At 69.2% G+C, this 24,337-nt stretch carries 17 protein-coding genes; 8 read left to right on the plus strand and 9 right to left on the minus strand.

The features are described 5' to 3' along the window. The first annotated feature begins 276 nt into the window (after positions 1–276). Positions 277–2,433 (plus strand): putative bifunctional diguanylate cyclase/phosphodiesterase, encoded by a 2,157-nt coding sequence (locus tag AC1DU6_RS00440; RefSeq protein WP_477855815.1) that lies wholly within the window; start codon positions 277–279, stop codon positions 2,431–2,433. 12 nt (positions 2,434–2,445) lie between these two features. Here the strand turns inward: AC1DU6_RS00440 and gshA are convergent, their stop codons facing one another. From gshA to AC1DU6_RS00485, 9 genes are all read right to left on the minus strand, one after another. After that, a complete protein-coding gene (gshA, locus tag AC1DU6_RS00445; RefSeq protein WP_457320587.1) occupies positions 2,446–3,939 on the minus strand; it encodes a glutamate--cysteine ligase in 1,494 nt (497 codons plus the stop codon). Positions 3,940–3,985: 46 nt separating this feature from the next. Continuing rightward, on the minus strand, positions 3,986–5,653 hold the full coding sequence (locus AC1DU6_RS00450; RefSeq protein ID WP_477855817.1) for a SulP family inorganic anion transporter: 1,668 nt from the start codon (positions 5,651–5,653) through the stop codon (positions 3,986–3,988). Positions 5,654–5,805: 152 nt separating this feature from the next. After that, positions 5,806–6,792 (minus strand): tripartite tricarboxylate transporter substrate binding protein, encoded by a 987-nt coding sequence (locus AC1DU6_RS00455; protein ID WP_235531782.1) that lies wholly within the window; start codon positions 6,790–6,792, stop codon positions 5,806–5,808. A 168-nt stretch (positions 6,793–6,960) separates the two neighbouring features. Then, complete coding sequence (locus tag AC1DU6_RS00460; protein WP_457320591.1) at positions 6,961–7,953, minus strand: Bug family tripartite tricarboxylate transporter substrate binding protein; 993 nt, start codon at positions 7,951–7,953, stop codon at positions 6,961–6,963. A gap of 8 nt (positions 7,954–7,961) precedes the next feature. Next, a complete protein-coding gene (locus AC1DU6_RS00465; protein WP_477855820.1) occupies positions 7,962–9,998 on the minus strand; it encodes a GGDEF domain-containing protein in 2,037 nt (678 codons plus the stop codon). Beyond that, on the minus strand, positions 9,995–12,094 hold the full coding sequence (locus AC1DU6_RS00470; RefSeq protein WP_477855822.1) for a GGDEF domain-containing protein: 2,100 nt from the start codon (positions 12,092–12,094) through the stop codon (positions 9,995–9,997). The genes AC1DU6_RS00465 and AC1DU6_RS00470 overlap by 4 nt, the downstream gene beginning before the upstream one ends. A gap of 122 nt (positions 12,095–12,216) precedes the next feature. Next, complete coding sequence (locus AC1DU6_RS00475) at positions 12,217–13,902, minus strand: ABC transporter ATP-binding protein (RefSeq protein ID WP_457351314.1); 1,686 nt, start codon at positions 13,900–13,902, stop codon at positions 12,217–12,219. A gap of 85 nt (positions 13,903–13,987) precedes the next feature. Next, positions 13,988–15,043, minus strand: coding sequence for an ABC transporter permease (locus AC1DU6_RS00480; RefSeq protein WP_477855824.1), 1,056 nt, complete (start codon positions 15,041–15,043; stop codon positions 13,988–13,990). Continuing rightward, on the minus strand, positions 15,040–15,978 hold the full coding sequence (locus AC1DU6_RS00485) for an ABC transporter permease (RefSeq protein WP_457351318.1): 939 nt from the start codon (positions 15,976–15,978) through the stop codon (positions 15,040–15,042). Before AC1DU6_RS00485 ends, AC1DU6_RS00480 begins: the two co-directional genes overlap by 4 nt. 143 nt (positions 15,979–16,121) lie before the next feature. Between AC1DU6_RS00485 and AC1DU6_RS00490 the strand changes: the two genes are divergently transcribed. The 7 genes from AC1DU6_RS00490 to AC1DU6_RS00520 all read left to right on the plus strand — a co-directional run bounded on the left by AC1DU6_RS00490 (position 16,122) and on the right by AC1DU6_RS00520 (position 24,197). Beyond that, the gene (locus AC1DU6_RS00490; RefSeq protein WP_457351320.1) at positions 16,122–17,930 is read left to right on the plus strand and encodes an ABC transporter substrate-binding protein; all 1,809 of its coding nucleotides are present in this window, start codon (positions 16,122–16,124) and stop codon (positions 17,928–17,930) included. Further along, the gene (locus AC1DU6_RS00495; RefSeq protein WP_477855827.1) at positions 17,930–19,735 is read left to right on the plus strand and encodes an ABC transporter substrate-binding protein; all 1,806 of its coding nucleotides are present in this window, start codon (positions 17,930–17,932) and stop codon (positions 19,733–19,735) included. Before AC1DU6_RS00490 ends, AC1DU6_RS00495 begins: the two co-directional genes overlap by 1 nt. Positions 19,736–19,840: 105 nt before the next feature. Continuing rightward, positions 19,841–20,170, plus strand: a complete 330-nt coding sequence (locus tag AC1DU6_RS00500) for a PspC domain-containing protein (RefSeq protein WP_457324297.1) — start codon at positions 19,841–19,843, stop codon at positions 20,168–20,170. A 130-nt stretch (positions 20,171–20,300) separates the two neighbouring features. Beyond that, the gene (locus tag AC1DU6_RS00505; RefSeq protein WP_477855829.1) at positions 20,301–21,911 is read left to right on the plus strand and encodes a wax ester/triacylglycerol synthase family O-acyltransferase; all 1,611 of its coding nucleotides are present in this window, start codon (positions 20,301–20,303) and stop codon (positions 21,909–21,911) included. Positions 21,912–21,915: 4 nt separating this feature from the next. Further along, entirely contained in the window at positions 21,916–22,434 is a 519-nt protein-coding gene (locus AC1DU6_RS00510; protein WP_457324299.1) for a hypothetical protein, read from the plus strand. 172 nt (positions 22,435–22,606) lie between these two features. After that, positions 22,607–23,353, plus strand: coding sequence for an esterase/lipase family protein (locus AC1DU6_RS00515; protein ID WP_477855832.1), 747 nt, complete (start codon positions 22,607–22,609; stop codon positions 23,351–23,353). A gap of 76 nt (positions 23,354–23,429) precedes the next feature. Continuing rightward, the gene (locus tag AC1DU6_RS00520; protein WP_457324301.1) at positions 23,430–24,197 is read left to right on the plus strand and encodes a DUF4184 family protein; all 768 of its coding nucleotides are present in this window, start codon (positions 23,430–23,432) and stop codon (positions 24,195–24,197) included. The last annotated feature ends 140 nt before the right edge of the window (positions 24,198–24,337 follow it).

Raw genomic sequence — 24,337 nt, forward strand, 5'->3', positions numbered from 1 at the left:
GACGCCCTCTACCCTGAGGGCTTCACGACCCGGCAGCCTGCTGACCGGGTCTTTTTTTGTTGGTCACTTGGCACGCAGCTCGCTGGCGCGAGCCGCTCGGCGCTGGTGCGCCGGGACCTGCGGCCCTGTGCCAAGAGGCCCATCCGCGCCCCGTGGGGCGCGAGGCCGGTCACGTTGCACGCATCTCCCCAGCGTGAGCCGTGGGTTCCGGCACCCCTTCACGCAGCAAGCGAATGGCGCCGGGCCAATCTTGCGTCGGGCTTTCATACTGGCGGCATGTCCGCTGCCGTACTCGCGCTGCGCTTCGACCCGGCGGTCGTGGTGCTGTCCTACCTGACCGCTGCCTTCGCCTCCTATGTGGCGCTGGACCTCGCCCAACGCGTGCGCACGCCCGATGCGCTGGTCGCCCGCACCTGGTGGATTGCCGGTTCGCTGTCCATGGGCACGGGCATCTGGGCCATGCATTTCGTCGGCATGCTGGCCCTCAAGCTGCCCTTCCTCGTCGGCTATGACAGCGCCGTCACACTGCTGAGCTGGCTCGCGGCCGTGGGCGTGTCGGCTATCGCGCTGCGCGTTGCGGCCGGAGAGGCGCTGACGCCCACCCGCCTGGCCGTGGGCGCCATCAGCATGGGCGCTGGCATCTGCGCCATGCACTACACCGGCATGGCCGCCCTGGTGCTGGCCCCCGGCATCCAGTGGCACTGGGGCCTGGTGGCGGCCTCGGTCGCCGTCGCCACCGGCGCAGCCGCCGCGGCCCTCATCATCTTCTTCGGCCTGCGCAGGCTGCCGCGGGCCTGGGCCCGCTGGGGCCAGCTCGTCGCGGCCCTCGTCATGGGTGCGGCCGTGGCCGGCATGCACTACACCGGCATGGCCGCCGCCGACATTGCCGAAGGCACGGTCTGCCTCAGCGCCGACGCGCTGCGCGGCGACAACCTCGGCAATCTCGTCGCCGGCGCCACCTTCGCGCTGCTGTTGCTGACGCTGATCACCTCGGCCCTGGACGCCCGCGGCCAGCGCCGCACCAACCGGCTGCAGCAGTCCCTGCAGGCCGCCACGACCGAGCTGCAGGAAATCGCGTTGCGGGACCCGCTGACCGGCCTGGCCAACCGCCAGCTGCTGGACGACCGCCTGCAGCATGCCGCCGCGCGCGGCCAGCGCGAGGGCGCTCGTCTGGCCCTGCTGACCGTCAACCTGGACGGCTTCAAGCCCATCAACGACAGCTTCGGCCTGGCCGCCGGCGACCAGGTGTTGCGCGAGACCGCTCTGCGGCTGCAAGGCCTGGCCCGTGGCCACGACACCCTGGCCCGGCTGGCCGCCGATGAATTCGTGCTGGTGCTCGAAGGCGATGTCGGCGAGACGACGCTGGCCCAGATCGCCCAACGCCTGCTGGACGCGCTGGCCGAGCCCATGACCGGCGTGCCTGGCGCCGGCAGCCAGCCGCTGCGGCTGTCGGCCTCGGTCGGCATTGCGCTGTACGACGGCAGCGGGCCCGGCGAGGCGCTGGTGGCCCAGGCGGATTCGGCTGCGCAGGCGGTCAAACGTGCGGGCGGCAACGGTTTTGCGTTCTTCGAGGCGCATATGCAGGCCGGCGTGCGCGAGCAGGTCGAGTTGGCCCGCGACCTGCGCGCCACGCTGGCCGGCGAAACCGGCAGCGGCCGCCTGGCCCTGCATTACCAGCCCAAGATCGCCACTGCCCAGGGCGAAGTCAGGGGCGTCGAGGCGCTGCTGCGCTGGCAGCATCCGCAGCGCGGCGCCATCAGCCCGGTCGTCTTCATTCCCGTGGCCGAGCGCTTCGGCCTGATCGTGCCGCTGGGCGACTGGGTCATCAAGGAGTCCTGCCGCCAGATTGCACTTTGGCGTGAGGCGGGCCTGCAGATGCGCGTGGCCATCAACCTGTCGGTGCAGCAGCTGCGTCAGCCCGACGCCCTGGTGCGCCGCTTCGAGGAGGCGCTGGCCCAGTATGGCGTCGACGCCCGCCAACTGACCTGCGAGATCACCGAGTCCGTCGCGATGGACGACGCCACCGCCACCGAACGCTCACTGCAGCGCCTGGCCGAACTCGGTCTGTGCCTGTCCATTGACGATTTCGGCACCGGCTATTCCAGCCTGGCCTATCTGCGTCGCCTGCCGGTGTCGCAGCTSAAGATCGATCGCAGCTTCATCCAGGACCTGGAGAGCAGCGCCGACGCCCGCGCCATCGTCAGGGCCGTCATCGAACTGGCCCATGCGCTAGGCCTGCAGGTGGTGGCAGAAGGGGTCGAGACCGAAGGCCAGGCCGAGGTGCTGCGCGGCAAACGCTGCGACAAGCTGCAGGGTTTTTTGTTCGCGCGCCCGATGCCGGCCGAGGACCTGACGCGCTGGGCGAAGGACGCGCAGGACGACCGACCGCGCTTCAGCTCGTCGGTCTACGCAACGCTGGACCCCAGCATTTAGGGCCGAACGGCCCTAAACCGCCATCCGCGCCGGCGCCACGTAGAAGCGCCGGAACTCCTCGAAATCCATGGTGTCGGCCGCCTCGATGCGGGCCTGCTCGGCCAGCGACTCGGCCGCCATCTTCTCGAAGCGGCGTTGCAGCTCGTCTGGAAACGGCAGCGCCAGCAGGGCCGCACGCGTGGCATCGCTCTGGCGGCGGGTGAAGCCGACATAGCTGTCGTCGAAGTCCTGGGCCATCACAGTCAGCACGCGCGCCGATGGGCAGAGCTCGGGCTGCTGCAGGCGCTGGCCGACGCGGCGCAGGGCCGCGCGGTAGGCGTCGCCGCCATGGGCCGCGTCAAGGGCTGCGGCGTGCACAGCGCAGGCGGCGAGGATCTCGCCGGCCCAGTCGGCGAGGCTGCGCTCACCCCCGCGCCAATGCTCCAGCATCAGGCCCGGCTCCCGGCCGCGGGCGGCCACGCGGTGCTGGTTGCGGCTGTTGGCGGCGATCTCGTCGGGCGTGTCGTCGGGGCTGTCGCTCTTCAGGCAGTGCAGCAGGAAGGCGTCCAGCACGCGGATGGCGTCGGCACCGATGCCGACCGGCTCGAAGGGGTCGAGGTCCATCAGCCGCACCTCGATGTACTCGACACCGCGCTCGCGCAGCGCATGCAGCGGCCGCTCGCCGGAGCGGATCACCCGTTTGGCGCGAATGGTGCTGTAGAACTCGTTCTCGATCTGCAGCAGGCTGGTGGAGAGCTGGTTGTAGTCGCCGCCGGGCGTCTGCACGCCAATGGCCTCATAAGGCGGATAAGGCCGGCTCAGCGCCTCCTGCAGCGAGGCCGCATAGCTCTCCAGGCAGTTGTAGGTGACGGCGATGCTGGACTGCGCGTCGCTCTGGTAGCCCAGCCGGCCCATGCGCAGCGAGGTGGCGTGCGGCAGGTAGAGGGTGTGGTTGGAGAGGCGCTGCAGGCCATGCTCGCGGTCATGCACGAAGCTGTCGCACAGCGCCGGGCTGGCGCCGAAGAGGTAGAGCAGCAGCCAGCCCTCGCGGCGGAAGTTGCGGATGGCACCGAAATAGCCCTCCGTCGACACGCCCGGCAACGACCAGTTGTAGTGAATGCCCGAGATGGTCTGCATGCGCCGGCCATAGCGCTGGCCCAGGCCCATGCGGTAGACGCTCTTGGCACGGCCGACATTGCTCGAACCGTAGCGGCCGATCGGGATGGTCTCGTCCGTGGGCAGGCCGCAGGGCATGGAGCCCACCCAGAGCCGCTCGTCGGCAAGGGCCCGGTAGACGGCCTGGTGGACCTCGGTCAGCTCCAGCAGGCAGTCGTCGACACCGGCATGCACGCCGGTGATCAGCTCCAGCTGCGACTCGCTGTAGTCGGTCGTGATGTGCGGATGGGTCAAGGCCGCGCCGAGGGCCACCGGATGCGGTGTCAACGCCAAGCCGCCCCCGGGGAGGGCGCGCAGGCTTTCCTTCTCGATGCCACGGCGGATGCCGAGCAATGTCTCTTTGTCGTTCATGGCGTCCGGGGACCGGGAATTGGGCCAAGACGGTAGCAGATGAAGGCTAAAGCTGCCCAGGCGCGTCCATGTCAGCCAGACTCGGCCTCAGGGCATGTTCGCCGGCCTGGATGCCTTCGTGGTGGCTGAGGTAGAGCGAAACGTCATAGCGCTCCAGCCAACCCACGGCCTTGAGCCTGTCCAGCACCGGGCCCTTGACCTCGGAGAACTCCAGCCTCAGCCCCTCGGCCCGCAGCGCCGCATGCAGCTCCTGCAGGGCGGTCAGGCCCGACACATCGATGTGGTTGACCGGCGCCATCAGCATCAGCACGCGCTGCGGCGCGCCGACCTTCTCGCGGTGCTCGCGCACATGGGCCAGCACGGCGTCGACCAGGCCGCGGGCGTTGGTGAACACCAGGCTCTCGTCGACACGCAACCCCACGACCTCGGGCYGGCACTCGACGGCATAGCGCTCGAGGTTGCGGTAATGCTGCGTGCCCGGCACGCGGCCGATGCGGGCGACGTGGGGCTGGGCCGTGCGCTGGATCAGCAGCGCGACAGAACCCACCACGCCGATGGCCAGCGCGGCCGCGATGCTCCAGCACAGCACGGCCACCGTGACGGCCACCATCAACAACCCTTCGGCGCGCGCATAGCGCCAGGCCTCACGGTAGGGCTGCAGCGAGAAGCCGCCCAGCACAGCCACAACGATGGTCGCGGCCAGCACGGGCTTGGGCAAATGAGCCAACGGTTCGGCCAGCAGCAGCATCGCGACGAACATGAAGGCGCAGACGAACACCAGGCTCCAGCGGCTGGCCGAGCCGGCCTCGTGCAGCAGGATGCTGCGCGAGAAGCTGCCCGCGACCGGCATGCCGCCGCTGACCGACGCGACCAGGTTGGCCGCTGCCAGGCCGCGCATCTCGGCCGCCGGCAGCAGCTTTTCGCCACGCCGCTGCGCCAGCGATTCCGACACCGCCAGGCTGGAAACGAAACCCATCAGGGCCACCAGGGCGGCGGACGGCAGCAACTGCAGCCACAGCGCGGCCTCCAGCCGCGGCAAGCCGAGCGGCAAGACCAGCGACGGCAGCGCACCGACCTGGGCAACGCCCATGGCGGCGGGCGTGAAGGCCGACAGCGCCATCGCCGCAACCAGCAGCAGCAGCGGCGCCAGCCGCGCCAGCAGGCGTGGGCCGGCCCGGCGCGACAGCAGCAGCAGCGCGATGCCTGCGCCTCCCCAGACCGCGCTGGCGACGCCGAAGCCGCCCTGCGGGGCCGATGCGATCAGGTCGGGCAGCGTGAAGCCCGCCGCCGCACTGCCCAGCAACACCGGCAGCTGGCCGGCCGCGATCATCAGCGTCGCGCCGGTCTCGAAGCCGCGCAGCGCCGGCACCGACAACAGGCTGGACAGCGCATCCAGGCGCAGCAGCGCGGCCACCGCCAGCAGCAGGCCCACTTCGGCTGCGAGCACGAGCGCACCTTCGGTCGCACTGACGCTGGCCGGCAACGCGCCCAGGGCCTGCGCGATCATCAGCGCCAGCACCGCCACCGGGCCCAGGCCCAGCACCGGGCTGGAGCCCAGGGCCGCATAGGCCAGCAGCGGCAGCAGGCTGGCATACAGCCCCACCTGCGGCGGCAGGCCGGCCAGCATCGCGTAGGCCAGGCTCTGCGGGATCAGCAGCACGGCGACAACAGCACCGGCGACCAAGTCGGCGCGCCAGGTGGGCATGAATCTCATCGGTGATCGATGCCGTGAATGAGTCTTGCGGGCTGAGCGACGGGCCGCTCCCTAGCCGGCCCGCACTGGCGATGTGCTTGCGGCTCGATGCCGCAAGCATCGCCGTCCTCTCGGGGGACCGGCCAAGGTAAGCCTTGGACGAGGGGCTTCATCTAGTCGACCTTGGCGCCCGAGACCTTCACGACCTTGGCCCACTTGAGGGTCTCGCTGGCGATGAGCGCCGCGAACTCCGCGGAGGAGCCCCCACCAGCCACTGCGCCCTGGCCTGCCATCCGTTCGCGCAGCGCCGGCGTATTCAGCGCCGCGGCGGCTTCGCGCTGCAGGCGGGCGACCTGGTCGGCCGGCTGGTGGGCAGGCGCCAACAGGCCGAACCAGGAGCTGGCCTCATAGCCCTTCAGGACCGCGCCGCCCGCCTCGGCCATCGTGGGCAGGTCGGGCACGGCCGGGCTGCGCTGAGCGCTGGTGACGGCCAGGGCCAGCAGCTTGCCGGCCTTGATCTGCGGCAGCGCCGAGGGCAGGTTGTCGAACATCAGGTCGGTGTTGCCGGCGATCAGGTCGAGCAGGGCGGGACCCGAGCCGCGGTAGGGGAAGTGCAGCATGAAGCTGCCCGTCATGCTCTTGAACAGCTCGCCGGCCAGGTGGATGGACGTGCCGTTGCCGCTGGAGGCCATGTTGAGCTTGCCAGGATTGGCGCGCGCGACGCGGATCAGGTCAGCCACGCTGTGAATGCCATAACGCGCCGCGTTGGCGGGGTTGAGCACCAGCACATTGGGCACGGCCGCGACCAGCGTGATGGGCGCGAAGTCCTTCGCCGGGTCGTAGGGCAGCTTGGGGTAGAGGGACGCATTGATCGCGTGCGTGCCGACCGTGCCCATCAGCAGCGTGTGGCCGTCCGTGGCCTTGGCGACCTCGGCCGAACCGATATTGCCGCCGGCGCCAGGCTTGTTGTCGACGACGACAGCCTGCCCCAGGCGCTGCTGCAGTTCGGGCGCCATCGCCCGTGCCAGCAGGTCGGTCGTACCACCGGGCGTGAAGGGCACGACGAGACGGATGGGCTTGCTCGGCCACGGCGCTTGGGCGGCGGCAGGCAGCGCGAGGCTGCCGGCCAGGGCCGCAACTTGGCGACGGTTCAGCTTCATGGCGATCTCCATCAGTGATGCGCGTTCGGGCCGAGCGMCGGGCCGCTCCCWAGCCGGCCCGCGCTGGCGATGTGCTTGCGGCTCAATGCCGCAAGCATCGTCGTCCCCACGGGGGACCGACTGGGCTTGCCCGCGTCCAGCAGAGCAAGACCGGGCGAGGGGCTCACTCTATCTGTCTACCTTGACGCCCGAAAGCTGGACGACGCGCGCCCATTTGGCCGTCTCGGCGGCAATCAGCGCAGCGAACTCCGGCCCGCCGCTGCCATGCACGAGCATGCCACGTGCGGTCAGCCGCTCGCGCAGCGCGGGACTGGCGAGTGCGGCAACGCTGTCACGCTGCAGGCGGGCAAGCTGCTCCGCCGGCTGGCCGCTGGGAGAAAACAGGCCGATCCAGGCACTGGCCTCATAGCCCTTGAGCGCCGGCCCGCCGGCTTCTTCGACGGTGGGCAGCTCCGGCAGGCTGGGGCTGCGCCGCGCGCTCGTGACGGCCAAGGCCAGCAGCTTGCCGGCCTTGATCTGCGGCAGGGCCGAGGGCAGGGAGTCGAACATCAGGTCCATGTTGCCGGCGATGACGTCCTGCTGGGCCGAGGCCGCGCTGCGGTAGGGGAAGTGCAGCATGTAGGTCTGGGTCAGTCGCTTGAAGAGCTCGCCGGACAGGTGCGTCGGGTTGCCGTTGCCGCCGGAGGCGATGTGCAGGCGCCCGGGCTGGGTGGTGGCGGCGTGCACCAGGTCGCTCACGCTGCGCACGCCCAAGGCTTGCGCGACACCGGGGTTGATGACGAGCACCAGCGGCACGGTCGCGACCAGGCTGATCGGCGCGAAATCCTTCACCGCGTCATAGGGAAGGCGGCGCCACAGCAGCGGGTTGATGACATGCGTGCCAACGCTGCCCATCAGCAGCGTGTGGCCATCACTGGCGCCGGCGACTTCGGCGGTGCCGATATTGCCGTCGGCGCCGGGCTTGATGTCGATGGTCACCGGCTGGCCCAGGCTCTTCTGCAGCTCGGGCGCGAGCTGACGGGCGGCGACGTCGGCCGCGCCGCCCGCTGCATAGGGCACGACGATGCGCAGCGGCCGCGTCGGCCATGGACCACCGGGCTGACCGTAGGCTGATGGCGCGGATGAGGCGGCCAGCCACAGCAGCAGGTGGCGCCTTTGCATCAGGACGCTCATGGCTGCACCGGTCCGGGCAGCTGCCTGAGCTTGACCTGGCCATTCATGCAGGCGGCGTCGAAGTCCTGCAGCACGGCGGCCAACGCATGGGCGTTGGGGGCCTCGACGGCACTGATGCCGACACCACGGTTGCGACCCTCGGCCTTGGCCTGGTACAGCACCATGTCGGCCCAGTTGACGGCCTGCTCCCAATGCAGGCGCAGGCCCGCGCCGGCCGCGCCGCCGAGGGGGAAGCTCGCGAATCCGATCGACACCGTGATGCGCAGCGGGCCCTCGGCGGTCTCGATCGGCTGGCTGCCGATGCCGCGCAGGACGCGCTCGGCCATCAGCGCGAGGTCGTCGCCGGGCAGCGCGGGCGCGAAGACGAGGAACTCCTCGCCGCCCCAGCGCACCACGAGATCGGTATCGCGCACGGCGGCGCGGATGCGGCGTGCCACCTCGACGATGACGGCATCGCCGGCCGCGTGGCCGTGCCAGTCGTTGACGTTCTTGAAGTGGTCGATGTCGATCATCATCAGCGCGCCGACAAAGCCCTCGCCCTTGGCGTCGCGGGCGCTCTGGTCCATGACGGCCAGGAAGTGGCGCCGGTTGGACAGGTCCGTCAGCGGATCGCGTTCGCTCTGGGCCCGCAACAGGCTCTGGTTGGCCGTGAGGCGCGCCTGGGCGCGGCGCATGCGCACCAGCGTCACGCCGATGAGGGCGACGGACAGCAGCAGCAGCGCGCCGATGGCGAAGCCGACCTGCTGCGCGAGCTGCTGGTTGGAGATCTGCTGGTCCTTGAGCTGGCCGTCGCGGGCCAGCAGGTCGAGGTCGCGCTGCTTGGCGGCGCTGTCGTATTTGCGGCCCAGCTCCTCCAGCGCCGCGGCGCGGTTGCGCTCGTTGGCGCGGGTGTTGAGATCCCGCTCGGCATGCAGGGCCGCCAGCGCCTCCTTGTACTGGCCCGCTTCGCCCCAGGTGTCGCCCAGCTCACGCAGCTCGCGGGCGCGCGGCACCAGGTCGGCCGGGTCGGTGCCGAACTCGCCGACCTTGGCGAGCTCCTGGCGGGCCTGGTCGAACTGGCGCAGCTTGATGTGGGCCACGGCCAGGTTGTGGTGCAGGCTGCGCTCGTAAAAGCGGTCGCCAAAGCGCTGCAGCACCGGCATGGCACGCTGCCCGGCGACCAATGCCTCCTTGGCCATGCCCAGATGCATGTAGGAGTCGACCAGGTTGGAGCGCAGTTGCGCGGCCAGGTGGGGCGCATCGGCCTGCTCGGCCAGCAACAGCGCGGCCTCGACGGCGCTGCGCGAAGCCGCCATGTCGCGGGCGCGGCGCTCGACCGCGGCCTCGTAGTTGCGCACGCGGGCGCCAGCCACGAGGTCGCCCGCGGCCTCGGCCGCGGCGGCACGCAGCTCGGCTCGCGCGGCGTCCATGCGGTCCTGGGCCTGCTGCGCCACCGCCAGCATGCCGTGGCTGAGGGCGGTCAGATGCTTGTCATCGCCGGCACGGGCCAGGGCCAGGGCTCGCCTGATGCTGGCCTCGGCGACGGCGAAGGCGCCCTGGGCGTATTGCTCGCGCTGCAGGATGCGCAGGGCCTCCCAGGCGCTGCGGAAGTCGCAGCCCTGCTCGCGCACGGCACGCACCTCATCGCCGACGGGGCAGCGTTTGTCCAGGCCCGCCAGGGCCCGGGCAGCCAGGGCCGTGGCGGATCTGCCGGTACGTTCCTGAGCCAGGGCACGCAGCACCCAGCTGCGGTCGACGCCGTCCTCGCGGCCCATCAGTTGCACGGCAACGGCATCGGCCGCCCCGGCCTGGCCGGCAGCCAGCAGCACACGGCCCCGTGCCATCAGCCAGGCGGCCTCGCGCGGCTGGCCGGGCTCGGCATGGGTGGGCCAGCGCTGCTGCAGCTCGGCCAGCATGGCCTCGGGCGCATCGAAGGCGCGGCGGGTGATGTTGGCCAGCAGGGTGTCCTCGGCCACCGGGTCGGGCGCCGTGACCGGTGCTGCGGTCGCGAAGCCCGAAGCCAGCATCATCAGCAGCAACGCAATGGTTCTCATGCGTTGGCCGGCCGGCTGGCGGCGTCGGGATGGAAGCCGCTGTCGGCCGCGCGGGCCGGGCCGCTGAGGGCCTGCAGGCCCACCAGGCCCTCGGCCCAGGCGGCCTCCAGCCGGGCCGTCAACTGCGCCGCGGCCAGGGCATCCTCGGCATGAATGCGCTCGACGCCATAGGCCTTGTTGCGGCCATGCGCCTTGGCCAGGTACATGACGGTGTCGACGAGGTCGATGGCGCGTTCCCAGGACAGGCGCAGCCCGTGCGGCGCCACCGGCAGGCTGACGAAGCCGATGGAGGCCGTGACAGTCACCTCACGGCCCTCATACAGAACAGGCTTGCTGCCGACCAGGTCGAGCAGACGCTGGGCCAGTTGGTTCGCCAGCATGCCGTCGTGGCTGCGTGCCACGATAAGGAATTCCTCGCCGCCCCAGCGCACGATGAGGTCGTCGTCGCGCACGGCCTGGCGCAGCCGCTCGGCAATCTCGATGAGGACGGTGTCACCGGCGGCATGGCCGAAGCTGTCGTTGATGCGCTTGAAGTGGTCGATGTCGATGAGGAAGAGACTGGCCGCCAGACCCTCGCCGCTGGCCAGGGTCTTGATCGCGGCCTGGAAGTGGCGGCGGTTGGCCAGGCCGGTCAAGGGGTCGGTCTCGCTCTGGCGCTTCAGCGAGGCATTGCTGTGGGCCAGYGCCTCGTTGGTGCGACGCACGCGGCGGAAGGCCTGCCAGAGCAGGCCCAGCGACACCAGCACGCAGCCGCCCATGGCCGACCACAGCGTCAGCGCCAGGTTGCGCTGGTGGACCTGCTCGGCCTTGAGGGCGTTGTCGCGGTTGAGCAGTTCGATGTCGCGCGCGCGCTGCTCGGCGTCCTGGCGCTCCTGGGCCTCCAGCAGCAGCTTGCGGGTCTCGTCGCGCAGCACGCGCTCGTCCATGCGGCGATGCTCGCGGTAGGCGGCGATGGCGCCGGCCAGGTCGCCGGCGCGTTCCAGATAACCCGCGAGCTCCTGCCAGCCGGCGGAGGCGTAGGACATGGCGCCCTGCTGTTCGTCCAGCGTGATGCCGGCGCGCACGTCGTCGCGGCCCTCGGCGATGCGGCCCATGGCGATCTTGGCCAGGCCGATGTTGGAGCGGGCGACGCTTTCGGCGCTGATGTTGCGCGTCGCGCGCGCCAGCGGCAGCGCCTGCTCGGCGAGTTCCAGCGCCCGCGCCGGGTGGCCCTGGCGCAGGTGATAGTCGGCGAAGTTGGCCAGGCCCAGGGCGCGCACCGAGTCGGCACCAGCGCGCGTGGCCTGTTCCAGCGCATCCGAATTGGCCTGTAGCGTGATGCTGGAGTCACTGTCCTCGGCGTAGACGATGCCACGCATCGTGTAGACCTGGTTCAGCGTCATCGGGTCCGGGTCCTTCTGGGCCTYGGTGAGCGCCTGGCCGATGAGCTGGCGGGCGCGCGCCGGCGTGTCCGCACGGCTGGACGTGAAGGCCAGGTCCACCAGCGTCAACGCCACGCGCCAGGGCCGGCCGATCTGTTCGGCCAGGCGCTGGGCAGCGTGGCCCTGGTTCAGCGACAGGTCGAGTTCACCCGAATCGCTGGCGATGGCCATGAGCTGGTGGTGGTAGCGCCAGCGGAACACGGGCGCGGCGGCATTGAGCTGGGCGGCGTCCACAGCCAGCAGCGTCTTGCGCGCCTCGCGCAGGTCGCCGTGGGAGCGCAGGTATTCGGCGCTGGTGCTGGCGGCTGCGACGGCGGCCGCGGCGCGCAGTTCACCGGCTGGCCAGTCGCGCAGGCGCTGGGTGATCTGGTCGGTCAGCGCCCGGTCGCGTGCATAGGCGGCGAGCAGGCCACGCAGGGCCAGAACGTCCAGCTCGGCGGCGCTGCCGGCTGGCAGCTTTTCGCCGCGGACCCGCAGCTCCTGCTCCAGCGCCGCGGGCTTGGCGCGGGCAGCGCGCTCGATGCGTTCGAGGTCATGGGCCAGGCCTTCGTCCGGCACGTTCGATGCGGCGGAGGCGGGCGCACCGGGACCCTCGCTGGGCGAGCAGGCGCACAGCAATGCCAATGCGGCCAGCGCCGCGCACAGCGTCGATCGTGAAGCCAGGGATTGATGCATCGAAACGGTTGGCGGCCGGGCTTGCCGGGCCGCGCTGCTGATTTCAGCGCGGTTCGGCCTGGCTGTTGCGGATCCCACGTCAGAGACCGTTGAAATTACACGCAACCGTAAGAATCGCCAGGCTAGGCCGGTCGGGCGCCGGGCCCCTGATATCCGCGCGGCACCGCGCCAAGCAGGCGGCGCGTGTAATCCTCACGCGGGGCCTGGATGATCTCGCGCGTGGGTGCCTGCTCGACAACGTCGCCGTTCTGCATCACCAGCACCTCGTCGGAGATGAACTTGACGACGGCCAGGTCGTGGCTGATGAAGATGTAGCTCAGGCCGAATTCGTCCTGCAGGTCCTTCAGCAGGTTGAGCACCTGGGCCTGCACCGACACGTCCAGCGCCGACACCGCCTCGTCCAGTACCAGCACCTCGGGCTGCAGCGTCAGGCAGCGCGCGATGGCGATGCGCTGGCGCTGGCCGCCCGAGAACTCGTGCGGGTACTTGGCCATTGCGCTCTCGTCCAGGCCCACCTTCTTCAACAGGGCGACGGCACGGGCCTCGCGGTCGGCGGTGCTGGTGCCGATGCCGTGGATCTCCATCGGCTCGCGCAGCGTCTGGCCGATGGTGAAGCGCGGGTTCAGCGAGGCATAGGGGTTCTGGAACACGACCTGGATGCGGCGGCGCATCTGCTGCCAGTCGGCACCGCTCATCTTCAAGAGGTCCTTGCCTTCGAACAGCACCTGGCCGCCGGTGGGCTCATGCAGGCGCAGCAGCGTCAGGCCCATGGTCGTCTTGCCCGAGCCCGACTCGCCGACCACGCCCAGCGTGTGGCCCTTGCGCAGCTTGAAGTTGACGCCCTTGACGGCCTTGAACTCGCGCTTGCCGAACAGGCCGTCCTTGAGCCAGAAGCTTTTCTGCAGGCCGGTCACTTCCATGATGACGGGCGCGCTGTCGTCCTTCACCTTCGCGTCGTTGCTTGCCGCCCGGCCGGCGATGTGGTCGTCGATGACCATCAGCCGCGCCGGGTTCTCCGTCAGCGACGGCCGGCAGGCCAGCAGGGCCTTGGTGTAGGCGTCCTGCGGGTCGTTGAAGATCTGCGCCACCGGTGCGTTCTCGCGCACCTGGCCGTGGCGCATGACGACGACCTGGTCCGAGATCTCGCCGACGACGCCGAGGTCGTGGGAGATGAAGAGCAGGCTCATCTTGTGGCTCTCCTTGAGCCGCGCCATCAGCTCCATGACCTGGCGCTGGATGGTCACGTCCAGCGCCGTCGTCGGCTCGTCGGCGATCAGCAGCTTCGGGCTGCAGGCCAGGGCCACGGCGATCATCACGCGCTGCTGCTGACCGCCGGACATCTCGTGCGGATAGGCCTTCAGGCGCCGCTTGGGCTCGGGGATGCCGACCTCGTTGAGCAGCTCCTCGGCACGCACCAGGGCCTGGCGGCGGCTCATGCCCATGTGCTTCATCAGCGGCTCGCAGATCTGCGTGGCCACGTCGAAGACCGGGTTCAGCGAGCTCATCGGGTCCTGGAAGACGCAGGCGATGTCGCGGCCGCGGATGGCCTGCAGATCGCGCAGGGAAGCCTGCAGCAGGTCGCGGCCCTGGAACAGGATGCGCCCTTCGCGCTCGGCATTGCTGGGCAGCAGGTTGAGCACGGACATGGCCGTGACGCTCTTGCCCGAGCCCGACTCGCCGACCAGCGCCACGGTGCTGTTCTCCGGCACGTCGAAGCTGACGCCCTTGACGGCGAGCGTGCGCTGCATGGCGCCGTTCTGCTTGCCCATGCGAAAGGCGACTTTGAGATCTTGGATGCTTAGCAGCATGGCTGGCCTCCCGCCGGGCCGCCCCAAGGGCAGGCCGCGCCCCCTCGGGGGGCAGCGAACAAAGTGAAGCGTGGGGGCATCTGTTTCATTCCAGGCCTCGCAGCTTCGGGTCCAGCGCATCGCGCAGCGCGTCGGTGAACAGTGCGAACGCGGTGACGAAAACGGCCATGCAGGCCGTCACGGCGGCCAGCTGCCACCAATAGCCGAGGATCATTTCGTTCTGTGCCTCGGCCAGCATGGTGCCCCAGGACACCTGGTCGACGCCGACGCCCAGGCCGAGGTAGCTCAGGATGACCTCGCTCTTGATGAAGCTGACGACGTGCAGCGACAGCTGCACCAGCGCCACGTGCGACACATTGGGCAGGATGTGCTTGAACATGCGCGAGGCCTGCGAGGCGCCGATGGCCTCGGCCGAGCGCACGTACTCGCGCACGCGATGCTTCATGAATTCGGCGCGGATGAGGCGGTAGATGCCCGTCCAGCCCGTCAGCGCCAGGATCGAGACGACCGCGCCGACGCCGCGCGGGAAGATGGCCGCGAAAGCGAAGATCAGCAAGATGCTGGGGATGGCGGTGAAGACGTTGTAGACCCACTCCAGCAGGTCGCCGACCTTGCCGCCGAAGAAGCCCGAGATGGCGCCCAGCACGGTGCCGATCAGCGTCGCGACGAGGGCCGCCGCCAGGCCGACGACGATAGACACCTCGGCCCCCTTGATGACCTTGGCCAGCACGTCGCGGCCCAGGCGGTCGCCGCCCAGCGGCAGGGTCTCGGCCCTGGGCGCCTCCTCGGTCTTGAAGGCCTTGGCGCGCTCCGCCCACTCGGCGTAGCGCGGCGCCAGCGGGTCGATGTCGGACAGGTCGACGTTGGGGCCCTTGGGTGTGGCGATGGTGCCGGTGTCTTCCTGCGGCTGGGGCCCGAGCAGCGTGGGCGGCGCGTTGGGCACGCCGACCTCCTGCTGCCAGCCCGAGGCCAGCAGCTTGGTGGCCGCCAGCAGCACCAGGACGAGGAAGGCACCGACGACCCACATCGACACGACGCCGACGCGGTCGGTCTTGAGGCGCCGCCACGCGGCGGCCCAGACGCCGCCGCTCGAAGATTCCGCCGCCCGGACCGGGCCGGAGGAGTTGGAGACCGCGGTCATTTCAGCACCACGCGCGGGTCGACCATCTTGTAGAGCAGGTCGACGACAAGGTTGACGGTCATCGTCAGTGCGGCGAGGTAGATGGCAAAGGCCTGGATCACGGGATAGTCGCCACGGTTCACGGCCAGCAGCAGCTCACGGCCGAGGCCCGGGATGGAGAAGAACACCTCGATCAGGAATGACCCGACCAACACGCCAGGCAGCAGCACGGACACATTGGTCAGGATGGGAATCATCGCGTTGCGCAGCACATGCTTGAGCAGCACCGTGCCCTCGGTCATGCCCTTGGCGCGCGCGGTGCGSACATAGTCGTGGCCGATCTCGTCGAGGAAGAAGCTGCGGTACAGCCGGATCTGCGGCGCCATCGACACGGCCACGGCGACCAGCACCGGCAGCGGCGCGTAGGTGGTCAGGTTGGTCCAGTGGCTGCTCGTCCAGCCCTGCACGGGGAACCAACCCAGGCGGAAGGCGAAAAGGTACTGCGCCAGGATGACGTAGACCAGCAGCGAGATGGACACGGCCACAGTCGTGCAGATCATCACCGTGCGGTCGGTCAGGCTGCCGCGCACGGTCGCCACGGCCAGCGCGAAGGGGATGGCCAGCATCACCTCGAGGATGAGGATGGGCAGCGTCACCGTCAGCGTGGCCGGCAGCCGGGTGGCGAACAGGTTGGCGACCGATTCGTTGGTCGCCCAGCTCTTGCCCCAGTCGAAGCTGACGATCTGCTTGATGAAGATCCACAGCTGCTCCCAGACCGGCTTGTTCAGCCCGAGCTGCTCGCGGATGGACTCGATCTGCTCCGGGCTGGCGTTCAGGCCGCCGAGGATGATGGCCGGGTCGCTGCCGAAGTACTTGAAGAGGAAGAACACCAGCAGCACGACACCGAGCAGGGTCGGGATCATCTGCCACAGGCGTCGGATCAGATAGGCCGCCATTCAGGGCTCCAGAAACCACAAACCCCGCCGTGGGTGCGGGGTTACACGAGAGAACGGGGCGGAGTCTATGCGAGTCACCTTCGGCTTTGCGTTGACGGTTTCACTAGACTCCGCGACTTTCCTGCCACCCCGCGCACGTTGCGATGAAGCTTCCCTCCCTGCTGACCGCCCTGCTGCTGGCCTGCGCTCTCCAAGCTGCCCAGGCCCAGAGTCCGGCACAAGAAAAGGTGCTGCGCTACGCCTTCAAGTCCGCCGAGACCGGCTTTGACCCTGCCCAGATCACCGACACCTACTCCAAGGCGGTCGTGGCGGGCATCCTGGACGCGCCGCTGGAGTACGACTTCGGCGCCCGCCCCTTCAAGCTGCGCCCGGCCACGCTGACGGAGATGCCCGAGATCAGCGCCGACTTCAAGACGCTCACCTTCCGAGTCCAGCCCGGCATCCTCTTCTGCGATGACCCGGCCTTCAAGGGCGCCAAGCGCGAACTGGTCGCGGCCGACTACGTCTACTCGATCAAGCGCCACTACGACCCCAAGCTCAAGAGCGGCAACCTCTACCTGCTGGAGAACGCCAAGATCATGGGCCTGTCGGAGCTGCGCCGCGAGCTCATGAAGGCCAAGAAGCCCTTCGACTACGACCGCGAGGTCGAGGGCCTGAAGGTGCTGGACCGCTACACCTTCCAGGTCAAGCTGGGCGTCGGGGACCCGCGCTTCATCTACCAGTTCAGTGATGCCGGCTTCCTCGGCGCCGTGGCGCGCGAGGTCGTCGAGTTCTACGGCGACAAGATCATGGAGCATCCGGTTGGCACCAATGCCTTCCGGCTGGCCGAATGGCGGCGCAGCTCGCGCATCGTGCTGGAGAAGAACCCGAACTTCCGCGACGTTCGTTACGCCGAGACCACCCCTCCCGAGGCCGACCCGCGCGTGAAAGGCGAGGTGGCGGCGCTGCAGGGCCGCAAGCTGCCGATGGTGGACCGCGTCGAAATCGACATCATCGAGGAGGCGCAACCCCGCTGGCTGGCTTTCCTGCGCGGTGAGTTCGACGTCATCGAGGAGGTGCCGCCCGAGTTCGCCAGCATCGCGATGCCCAACAACCATCTCGCCCCCAATCTCGTCAAGCAGGGCCTGTCCATGACGCGCTACCCGCGCGCCGACGTCGCGGTGTCCTACTTCAACATGGAAGACCCGGTCGTCGGTGGCTATACGCCCGACAAGATCGCGCTGCGCCGCGCCATCAATCTGGCCGTGGACCTGGACAAGGAGATCCGCCTCGTGCGCCGCGGCCAGGCCGTCAAAAGCCAGAACGGCATCCCGGCGGTCGCCTTCGGCCATGACCCGGCAATGAAGACGGAGATGAGCGAGTTCGACCCCGCCAAGGCCAAGGCTCTGCTCGACCTCTACGGCTACACCGACAAGGACGGCGACGGCTGGCGCGACCAGCCCGACGGCAAGCCGCTGTTGCTGGAGTACGCCACTTCGCCCGACAGCACCTTCCGCCAGCTCGCCGAGCAGTGGCAGAAAAACATGGAGGCGCTGGGCGTGCACATGGTCTTCAAGATCGCCAAATGGCCCGAGCAGCTCAAGGCCGCCAACGCCGGCAAGTTGCAGATGTGGGGCGTCGGCTGGGTGGGCACGACGCCCGATGGCGATACCTTCCTGGCGCTGGGTTCCAGCAAGTCCAAAGGCAATGCCAACAAGGCCCGCTTCGATCTGCCTGCCTTCGAAGCCCTCTACGACCGCCAGAAGGCCCTGCCCGACGGCCTCGAGCGCCGGGCTGCCATGCAGGAGGCCCAGCGCCTGATGGTGGCCTACGCACCCTATAAATTCCACGTCCACCGCATCTGGACCGACATGGCCCAGCCCTGGGTGCGCGGCTACAGCCGCAACATCTTCGTGCGCGACTTCTGGAAGTACATCGACGTCGACCGTAGCGCCACGCCCAAGGCCAAGTGATGAAACACCTCCTCGCCCTGCTCACCGCCTGCCTGTCCCTGCTCACCCCGGCCCAATCTGCACACGCGGCCGAGCCGGTCAAGACGCTGCGCTATGCCTTCAAGATCGCCGAGACCGGCTTCGACCCGCCGCGCCTGGCGGACATCTATTCGCGCAGCATCACCGCCCACATCTTCGAGACGCTGTATGCCTTCGACCCGCTGGCAAGGCCGACGCGGCTGATGCCGCTGATCGCCGTCGGCGAGCCCGAGATCAGCGCCGACTTCCGGACCTTCACGATGAAGGTCAAGCCGGGCATCTACTTCGCCGACGACCCGGCCTTCAAGGGCAAAAAGCGCGAGGTCACGGCCGCGGATTTCGTCTACAGCATCAAGCGCTTTGCCGACCCGGCCACCAACGCCCAGGCCTGGACGAGCTACGAGGATCAGGACATCACCGGCCTGGGCGCGGCGCGCGACAAGGCCCTCAAGACCAAGCAGCCCTTCTCCTACGACACCGAGATCGCCGGCGTGCGCGCGCTGGACCGCTACACGCTGCAGATCAAGACCAATGGCCCGCGTCCGCGTCTGATTGAATCCATCTTTGCCGGCAATGACCTCTACGGCGCGGTGGCCCGCGAGGTGGTCGAGTTCTACGGCGACAAGATCATGGAGCACCCGGTCGGCACCGGCCCCTTCATGCTCAAGGAGTGGCGGCGCAGCTCGCAGATGGTGTTCGAGCGCAACCCCGACTACCGCGAGCGTCACTACGAAGCCCAGCCCGCGCCGGGCGACGCCGAAGCCCAGGCGATCTACGCGCGGTTCAAGGGCCGCCGCATCCCGATGATCGACCGCGTCGTCGTCGATGTCATCGTTGAGAACCAGCCGCGCTGGCTGGCCTTCCTGAACAACGAGCACGACTTCATCGAGAAGGTGCCCGAGGAATTCATCACCCAGGCCGCGCCGGGCGGCAAGCTCGCACCCAACCTGGCCAAGCGCGGCATGCAGGCCGTGTTCACGCTGGCGCCCGACATGACGCTGACCTGCTTCAACCTCGAAGACCCGGTCATCGGCGGCATGACGCCCGACAAAATCGCGCTGCGCCGTGCGATCTCGCTGGCCTTCGATGTGCGCAAGGAAATCAAGAGCGCGCGCCGCGGCCAAGGGACGCCGGCCCAGGCGCCCATCGTGCCCAACACCAGCGGCTACGACCCCGCGTTCAAGAGCGAGATGAGCGACTACGACCCGGCGCGCGCCAAGGCGCTGCTGGACATGTATGGCTACGTCGACAAGGACGGCGATGGCTGGCGGGACCTGCCCGATGGCAGCCCGCTGATCCTCACGCGCAACACCGAGCCCAACTCGCTCAACCGCGCCATCGACGAGCTATGGGAGAAGGCCCTGCGCGCCGTTGGCATCCGGCTGCAGGTCAAGATCCAGCAGTGGCCCGAGAACATGAAGGCCGCGCAGGCCGGCAAGTACCAGATGTGGCCGGTGGGCTCGACGGCGGCCTCGTCGGACGGCCAGGAGGCCATGCAGCGCCTCTACGGCCCCGCTTCGGGCACGCAGAACCTGCCGCGCTTCAAGAACGCGCGCTTCGACGAGATCTACGACCGCATGCAGGCCATGCCTGACGGCCCCGAGCGCGAGGCCCTGTTCAAGGAGGCCAAGCGCATCGCCGTGACCTACATGCCCTACAAGGTGCATGCCCACCGCATCCTGACCGACATCGAGCAGCCCTGGATGAGCGGTTTCCGCCGCCCGCTGTTCTGGCAGGACTTCTGGCAGTTCGTGGATATCGATCCAGCAAAGCAGCCTGTCCATTGATTTCCGCGGGCGCGTCCCGCAGATTCGACCGACTGTCGCAACACGCTGGCCTGCACGCGCCAGGCCGCTAGGCTTCGTCCCATCAACCCCGAAAGGAGCCCCAAGATGAACGACGCAGAAGAACTCAACAAGCTGGCCGATCTGCATGCACGCGGTGTGCTCAACGACGAGGAGTTCGCCCGCGCCAAGGCCCGCTTGCTCAGCGGCCAGGCCAGGGCGAGCCAAGGCAGTGCGGCAGGCCCCAACGTCGGCGCCGTCAACGGCCTGCGCCGCGCCCGCATCGACCGCTGGGTCGGCGGCGTCTGCGGCGGCATCGCCCGCACGACCGGGCTGGATTCCTGGGTCTGGCGCCTGATCTTCACGGTGCTCTTCCTGGCCTTCGGCAGCGGCATACTCCTGTACGTCCTCCTCTGGATCTTCGTGCCGGAGGAATGAAAGAGGCCCTTGGGCCGACGCCTCCAGTGACTGCCACGGAACCGGCTTTGCCGGGCCGTCGGCAGTGCCCCCTTGAGGGGGCGGCCGTCAGGCCGTAGGGGGTGGGATAAATACACCAGGAGACAGCCCGATGAAACAGCTCGCCGGCCTCGACGCCAGCTTCCTCTACCTGGAAACGCCGCAGATGCCGATGCATGTCGGCGCCCTGCACCTGCTGGAGCTGCCTGTCGGCTACGACGGTGACTACGTCGAAGACCTGCGCGAGCACATGCGGGCGCGCATGCCGCTGCTGCCGGCCCTGCGCCGCCGCCTGGTTGCGATGCCGCTGGGCCTGTCCAATCCGGGCTGGGTGGATGCCGACCCCGATCTCGAGGAGCACATCGTCGAGATCCCGCTCCCTGAAGGCAGCGGCATGGCTAACCTGGAGGCGCAGGTCGGTGCCCTGCACCCCGTGCTGCTGGACCGCAGCCGGCCGCTGTGGARGTTCCATGTCTTCACTGGCCTGGAGCCGGGCCCCGACGGCCAGCAGCATGTGGCCCTGTACACCCAGCTCCACCACGCCGCCGTGGACGGCCAGGCCGCCGTCGCGCTGGCTCAGGTCATCCTCGACCTGAGCCCGGAGCCGCGTGCCATCGACGCCATCGCCGCGCGCGGCAAAAAGCGCGGCCAGCTCGGCACCGTCGGCATGCTGCGCGCCGCCGTGTCGCAGCAATGGAAGCAGACCGTCAAGCTGGCCCGCTCCCTGCCCAGCGCCGCCAACATCCTCGGCAACATGGCCATGGGCTACGCGGGCGGCGCCGCGGCCGGCGCCTCCATCGACAAGCTGCGCACGCTGCTGGGCGACGTGGCCGCCCAGACGACGGCGGTGGTGCGCGGCAAGACAGCCGTCTCCAGCCTGGGGCCGGCGCCACGCACGCGCTTCAACGTCAGCCTGTCTGACACCCGCTCTTTCTCGGGCGTGACCCTGCCGCTGGCCGAACTGCACCGCACCCGCAAACGCCACCACGCCAGCGTCAACGACGCGGTGCTCTTCGTCATTGGCGGCGCGCTGCGGCGCTACTTCGCCAAGCACGGCCCGCTGCCGCGCAAGAGCCTGATCGCCGCCGTGCCCGTGTCCACACGCGCTGCCGGCGACACCACGTCCAACAACCAAGCCACCATGACCTTCATGAGCCTGGGCACGCACCTGAGCGACCCGAGCGAGCGCCTGGCCCATGTGATGGCCTCCAGCAAGGCCATGAAGGCGCAGATGAGCCAGCTCAAGAGCCTGATGCCGACCGACTTCCCCTCCTTGGGCATCCCATGGCTGATGCAGGCCGGCGCCATGCTCTACGGCCGCGCCAAGGTGGCCGAGAAGCTGCCCGTCGTCGCCAACGTCGTCATCTCCAACGTGCCCGGGCCACAGCTGCCGCTGTATCTGGCCGGCGCCAAGATGCTGACCAACTACCCCACGTCGATTGCCGTGCACGGCCTGGCGCTGAACGTGACGGTGCAGACCTACAACCAGTCCCTGGACATCGGCCTGATGGCCTGCGGCGAGGCCTTGCCGGAGACGGCGGAGCTGTCGGCGTACGTCGAGGCGGCGTTCATGGAGTTCCAGGCGCTGCCGGTAGCGGAGGTTGTCGAGCCTGAGCCGGTGCCAGTGGTGAAGAAGGCACCGGCCAAGAAGGTCGCCGCCAAGAAGACGGTGGCGAAGAAGGCGGCGGCGCCAGCCAAGCGGCGCCCGGCCAAGGCCACATGAGCGCGTGAGCGATGCCGTCTGCCAAGGCTGTGGATCGGCGCTGCCGTCCGCAGATGCCGTGTGCGCACGTTGCGAGGCCGAGCTGACCGCCGCGACAGCCATGCCGCCTGGCAAATACATCTGTCCGCATTGCCAAGAAAGGTTCGCTGCACTTGCGCCTGTGCCCTGGCCGCCCAAGGTGCCATGGTGGCGGCCCACGACTATGCGGCTGCAGTGCCCACACTGCGACACGCCGCTGCGCGACCGCCACGCGGTGCAGCTGCCCGGCTGGCTCACCGTCAGTATCTTCGCCACCCTCATTTGCGTGCAGCTCTTCGCGACCGGATGGTTGCGCCTGGTGATCGGCTTCCCGCTGCTGGCGCTCTACGCGCCGCTGATCCACGCGAGCTGGAATATCCGGAAGGACGCGGACAACCCGCATCGCTTCGTCCCGGGCAATTTCCGCTTCTGGGCACAGGGCAATGAAAAGCTGCAGCAGCAGGTGGAGCGCGTCCGGCAAGCCCCTGGCGATTCGCCCCGCTGACGTCACCAACGCGACACCCCAGCCCCGGGCAAGCACGCCCCGGAAACAGGCGACAGCTGGCTAACATCGCCGGGCCTGCCCGTTCCCCGCTTTCCGCATGCCCGCCTCCCGCTCGCCACGTTTCTCACACTGGCACCAGACCCCTACCACCCCTCATCCCGACTGGTCCGACTTGCGCGCACCCAACGCCTGGCTGCTGATGCTGGAGGGCCGCGCGCCCTGGGAGTACGCGGCCCTGCTGGCCACCATGCCGTGGATGAAGAAGCTGCCACATGGCGACGGCCACCCGGTGCTCGTCTTCCCCGGCCTCGGTGCGCACGACTTCACCACGGCACCGCTGCGCGCCATGCTCGACTCGCTGGGCTACGCGACCCAGGGTTGGGGCCAGGGCTTCAACTTCGGCCCACGCGCCGGCGTGCTGGAGCAGACCAAGGCCGACCTCATCGAGCTGCACCGGCGGCACGGCCGCAAGGTCAGCCTGATCGGCTGGAGCCTGGGCGGCATCTATGCCCGCGAGCTGGCCAAGGAATGCCCGGAACTGGCGCGCTGCGTCGTCACGCTGGGCACGCCCTTCACCGGCCATCCGCGCGCCACCAACGCCTGGCGCTTCTTCGAGATGGTCAGTGGCCATGCGTCCAACGACCCGGAGCTGATGGAACAGATCCGCCAGGCACCGCCGGTGCCGACGACCTCCATCTACTCCAAGAGCGATGGCGTCGTCGCCTGGCGCTGCAGCGTCAACGCGCCCTCGCCGCTGGCCGAGAACATCGAGGTGCAGGCCAGCCACATCGGCCTGGGCGTGAACCCGATCGCGCTGTATGCGCTGGCGGACCGCTTGGCACAGCTGGATGGCGAGTGGAAGCCGTTCGAGCCCAAAGGGGCGCGACGGTGGTTCTACAGGACGCCGGTGCGGCCGTAGAACGCCCAGCCACCCGTCGGGCACGCATCGTGCAGCATGCACGACGGTGCTCTTGTGTGCTGTTGACAACCCCACCATGCCCTGGACCTTCGCCCACCCCGCAGCCGTCCTGCCCCTGCGGTCTCTCTGCCCCCGCTGGCTCTCGTTTCCCGGCCTGATCCTGGGGGCCATGGCCCCCGACCTGAGCTACTACGTCGGCATGCACGGCCCCTGGCGCGCCTTCTGCCACACGCCGATGGGGGTCCTGACCGTCTGTCTGCCGGCCGGCCTGCTGTTGTTGGGCCTCATGCTGCGGTGGCCGCGCCCGCTGACCGTGCTGCTGCCCGAGCCTCACCGGTCGTTGGTGCGCGGTGAGCTACAGCCGCCGCCGCGAGCGGCCGTCGCGCGCTGGGCGGTCGCCGTGCTCTCCATCCTGCTCGGCGCGGCAACCCACCTGCTGTGGGACCTCTTCACCCACCCCGTGCCGCCACTCACCGACCTGCTGCCCTGGCTGGCCCAGCCGCTGCTGACCTTCCTGGGCCGGCCGCTGACGGTCGCCCGGCTGCTGCAGCACCTGAGCACCGTGGCCGGCGCGCTGGTCCTTGCCGTCGCCTACGCCCGGGTGGTGCGCCGGCAGCCCGACCGCACGGAAGCGCCGGACCCGCGGCGCGCCCGCGTGCTGTGGGCCTGCCTGGCGGTGGCGCTCGCGGTCGGCGCACAGTCCGCCTGGGCCCTTACGCCCGACACGCTGCCCGGCTACCCGATGCGCCGGCTGGTGCGCACGGTCGTCTGGAGCACCAGTTGCTTCGCCACGCTGTTCGTCATCGGCAGCGTCGCCTGGTGGCGCCGCCTGGGCGACGCCTGACCCTTGAACCCATATTCAACCCGCTCCCGCATCTCGCGGTAAGGTATCGCCCTTAACCCGGACCCCCGACCATGCAACACCACACCCTCGCCGCCGAAGACAAGGCCGCCAAGAAAGACGCCCCCGAGAAGATGGAAGAG

The organism is Roseateles sp. P5_B10 (assembly GCF_056400485.1).

Bases quoted from the DNA above. Each gene is read 5' to 3' on its own strand.
- AC1DU6_RS00490 (WP_457351320.1), top strand. From the start codon at position 16,122: ATGAAGCTTCCCTCCCTGCTGACCGCCCTGCTGCTGGCCTGCGCTCTC.
- AC1DU6_RS00465 (WP_477855820.1), bottom strand. From the start codon at position 9,998: ATGAGAACCATTGCGTTGCTGCTGATGATGCTGGCTTCGGGCTTCGCG.
- AC1DU6_RS00495 (WP_477855827.1), top strand. From the start codon at position 17,930: ATGAAACACCTCCTCGCCCTGCTCACCGCCTGCCTGTCCCTGCTCACC.
- AC1DU6_RS00500 (WP_457324297.1), top strand. From the start codon at position 19,841: ATGAACGACGCAGAAGAACTCAACAAGCTGGCCGATCTGCATGCACGC.
- AC1DU6_RS00480 (WP_477855824.1), bottom strand. From the start codon at position 15,043: ATGACCGCGGTCTCCAACTCCTCCGGCCCGGTCCGGGCGGCGGAATCT.
- AC1DU6_RS00455 (WP_235531782.1), bottom strand. From the start codon at position 6,792: ATGAAGCTGAACCGTCGCCAAGTTGCGGCCCTGGCCGGCAGCCTCGCG.
- gshA (WP_457320587.1), bottom strand. From the start codon at position 3,939: ATGAACGACAAAGAGACATTGCTCGGCATCCGCCGTGGCATCGAGAAG.
- AC1DU6_RS00460 (WP_457320591.1), bottom strand. From the start codon at position 7,953: ATGCAAAGGCGCCACCTGCTGCTGTGGCTGGCCGCCTCATCCGCGCCA.
- AC1DU6_RS00520 (WP_457324301.1), top strand. From the start codon at position 23,430: ATGCCCTGGACCTTCGCCCACCCCGCAGCCGTCCTGCCCCTGCGGTCT.
- AC1DU6_RS00475 (WP_457351314.1), bottom strand. From the start codon at position 13,902: ATGCTGCTAAGCATCCAAGATCTCAAAGTCGCCTTTCGCATGGGCAAG.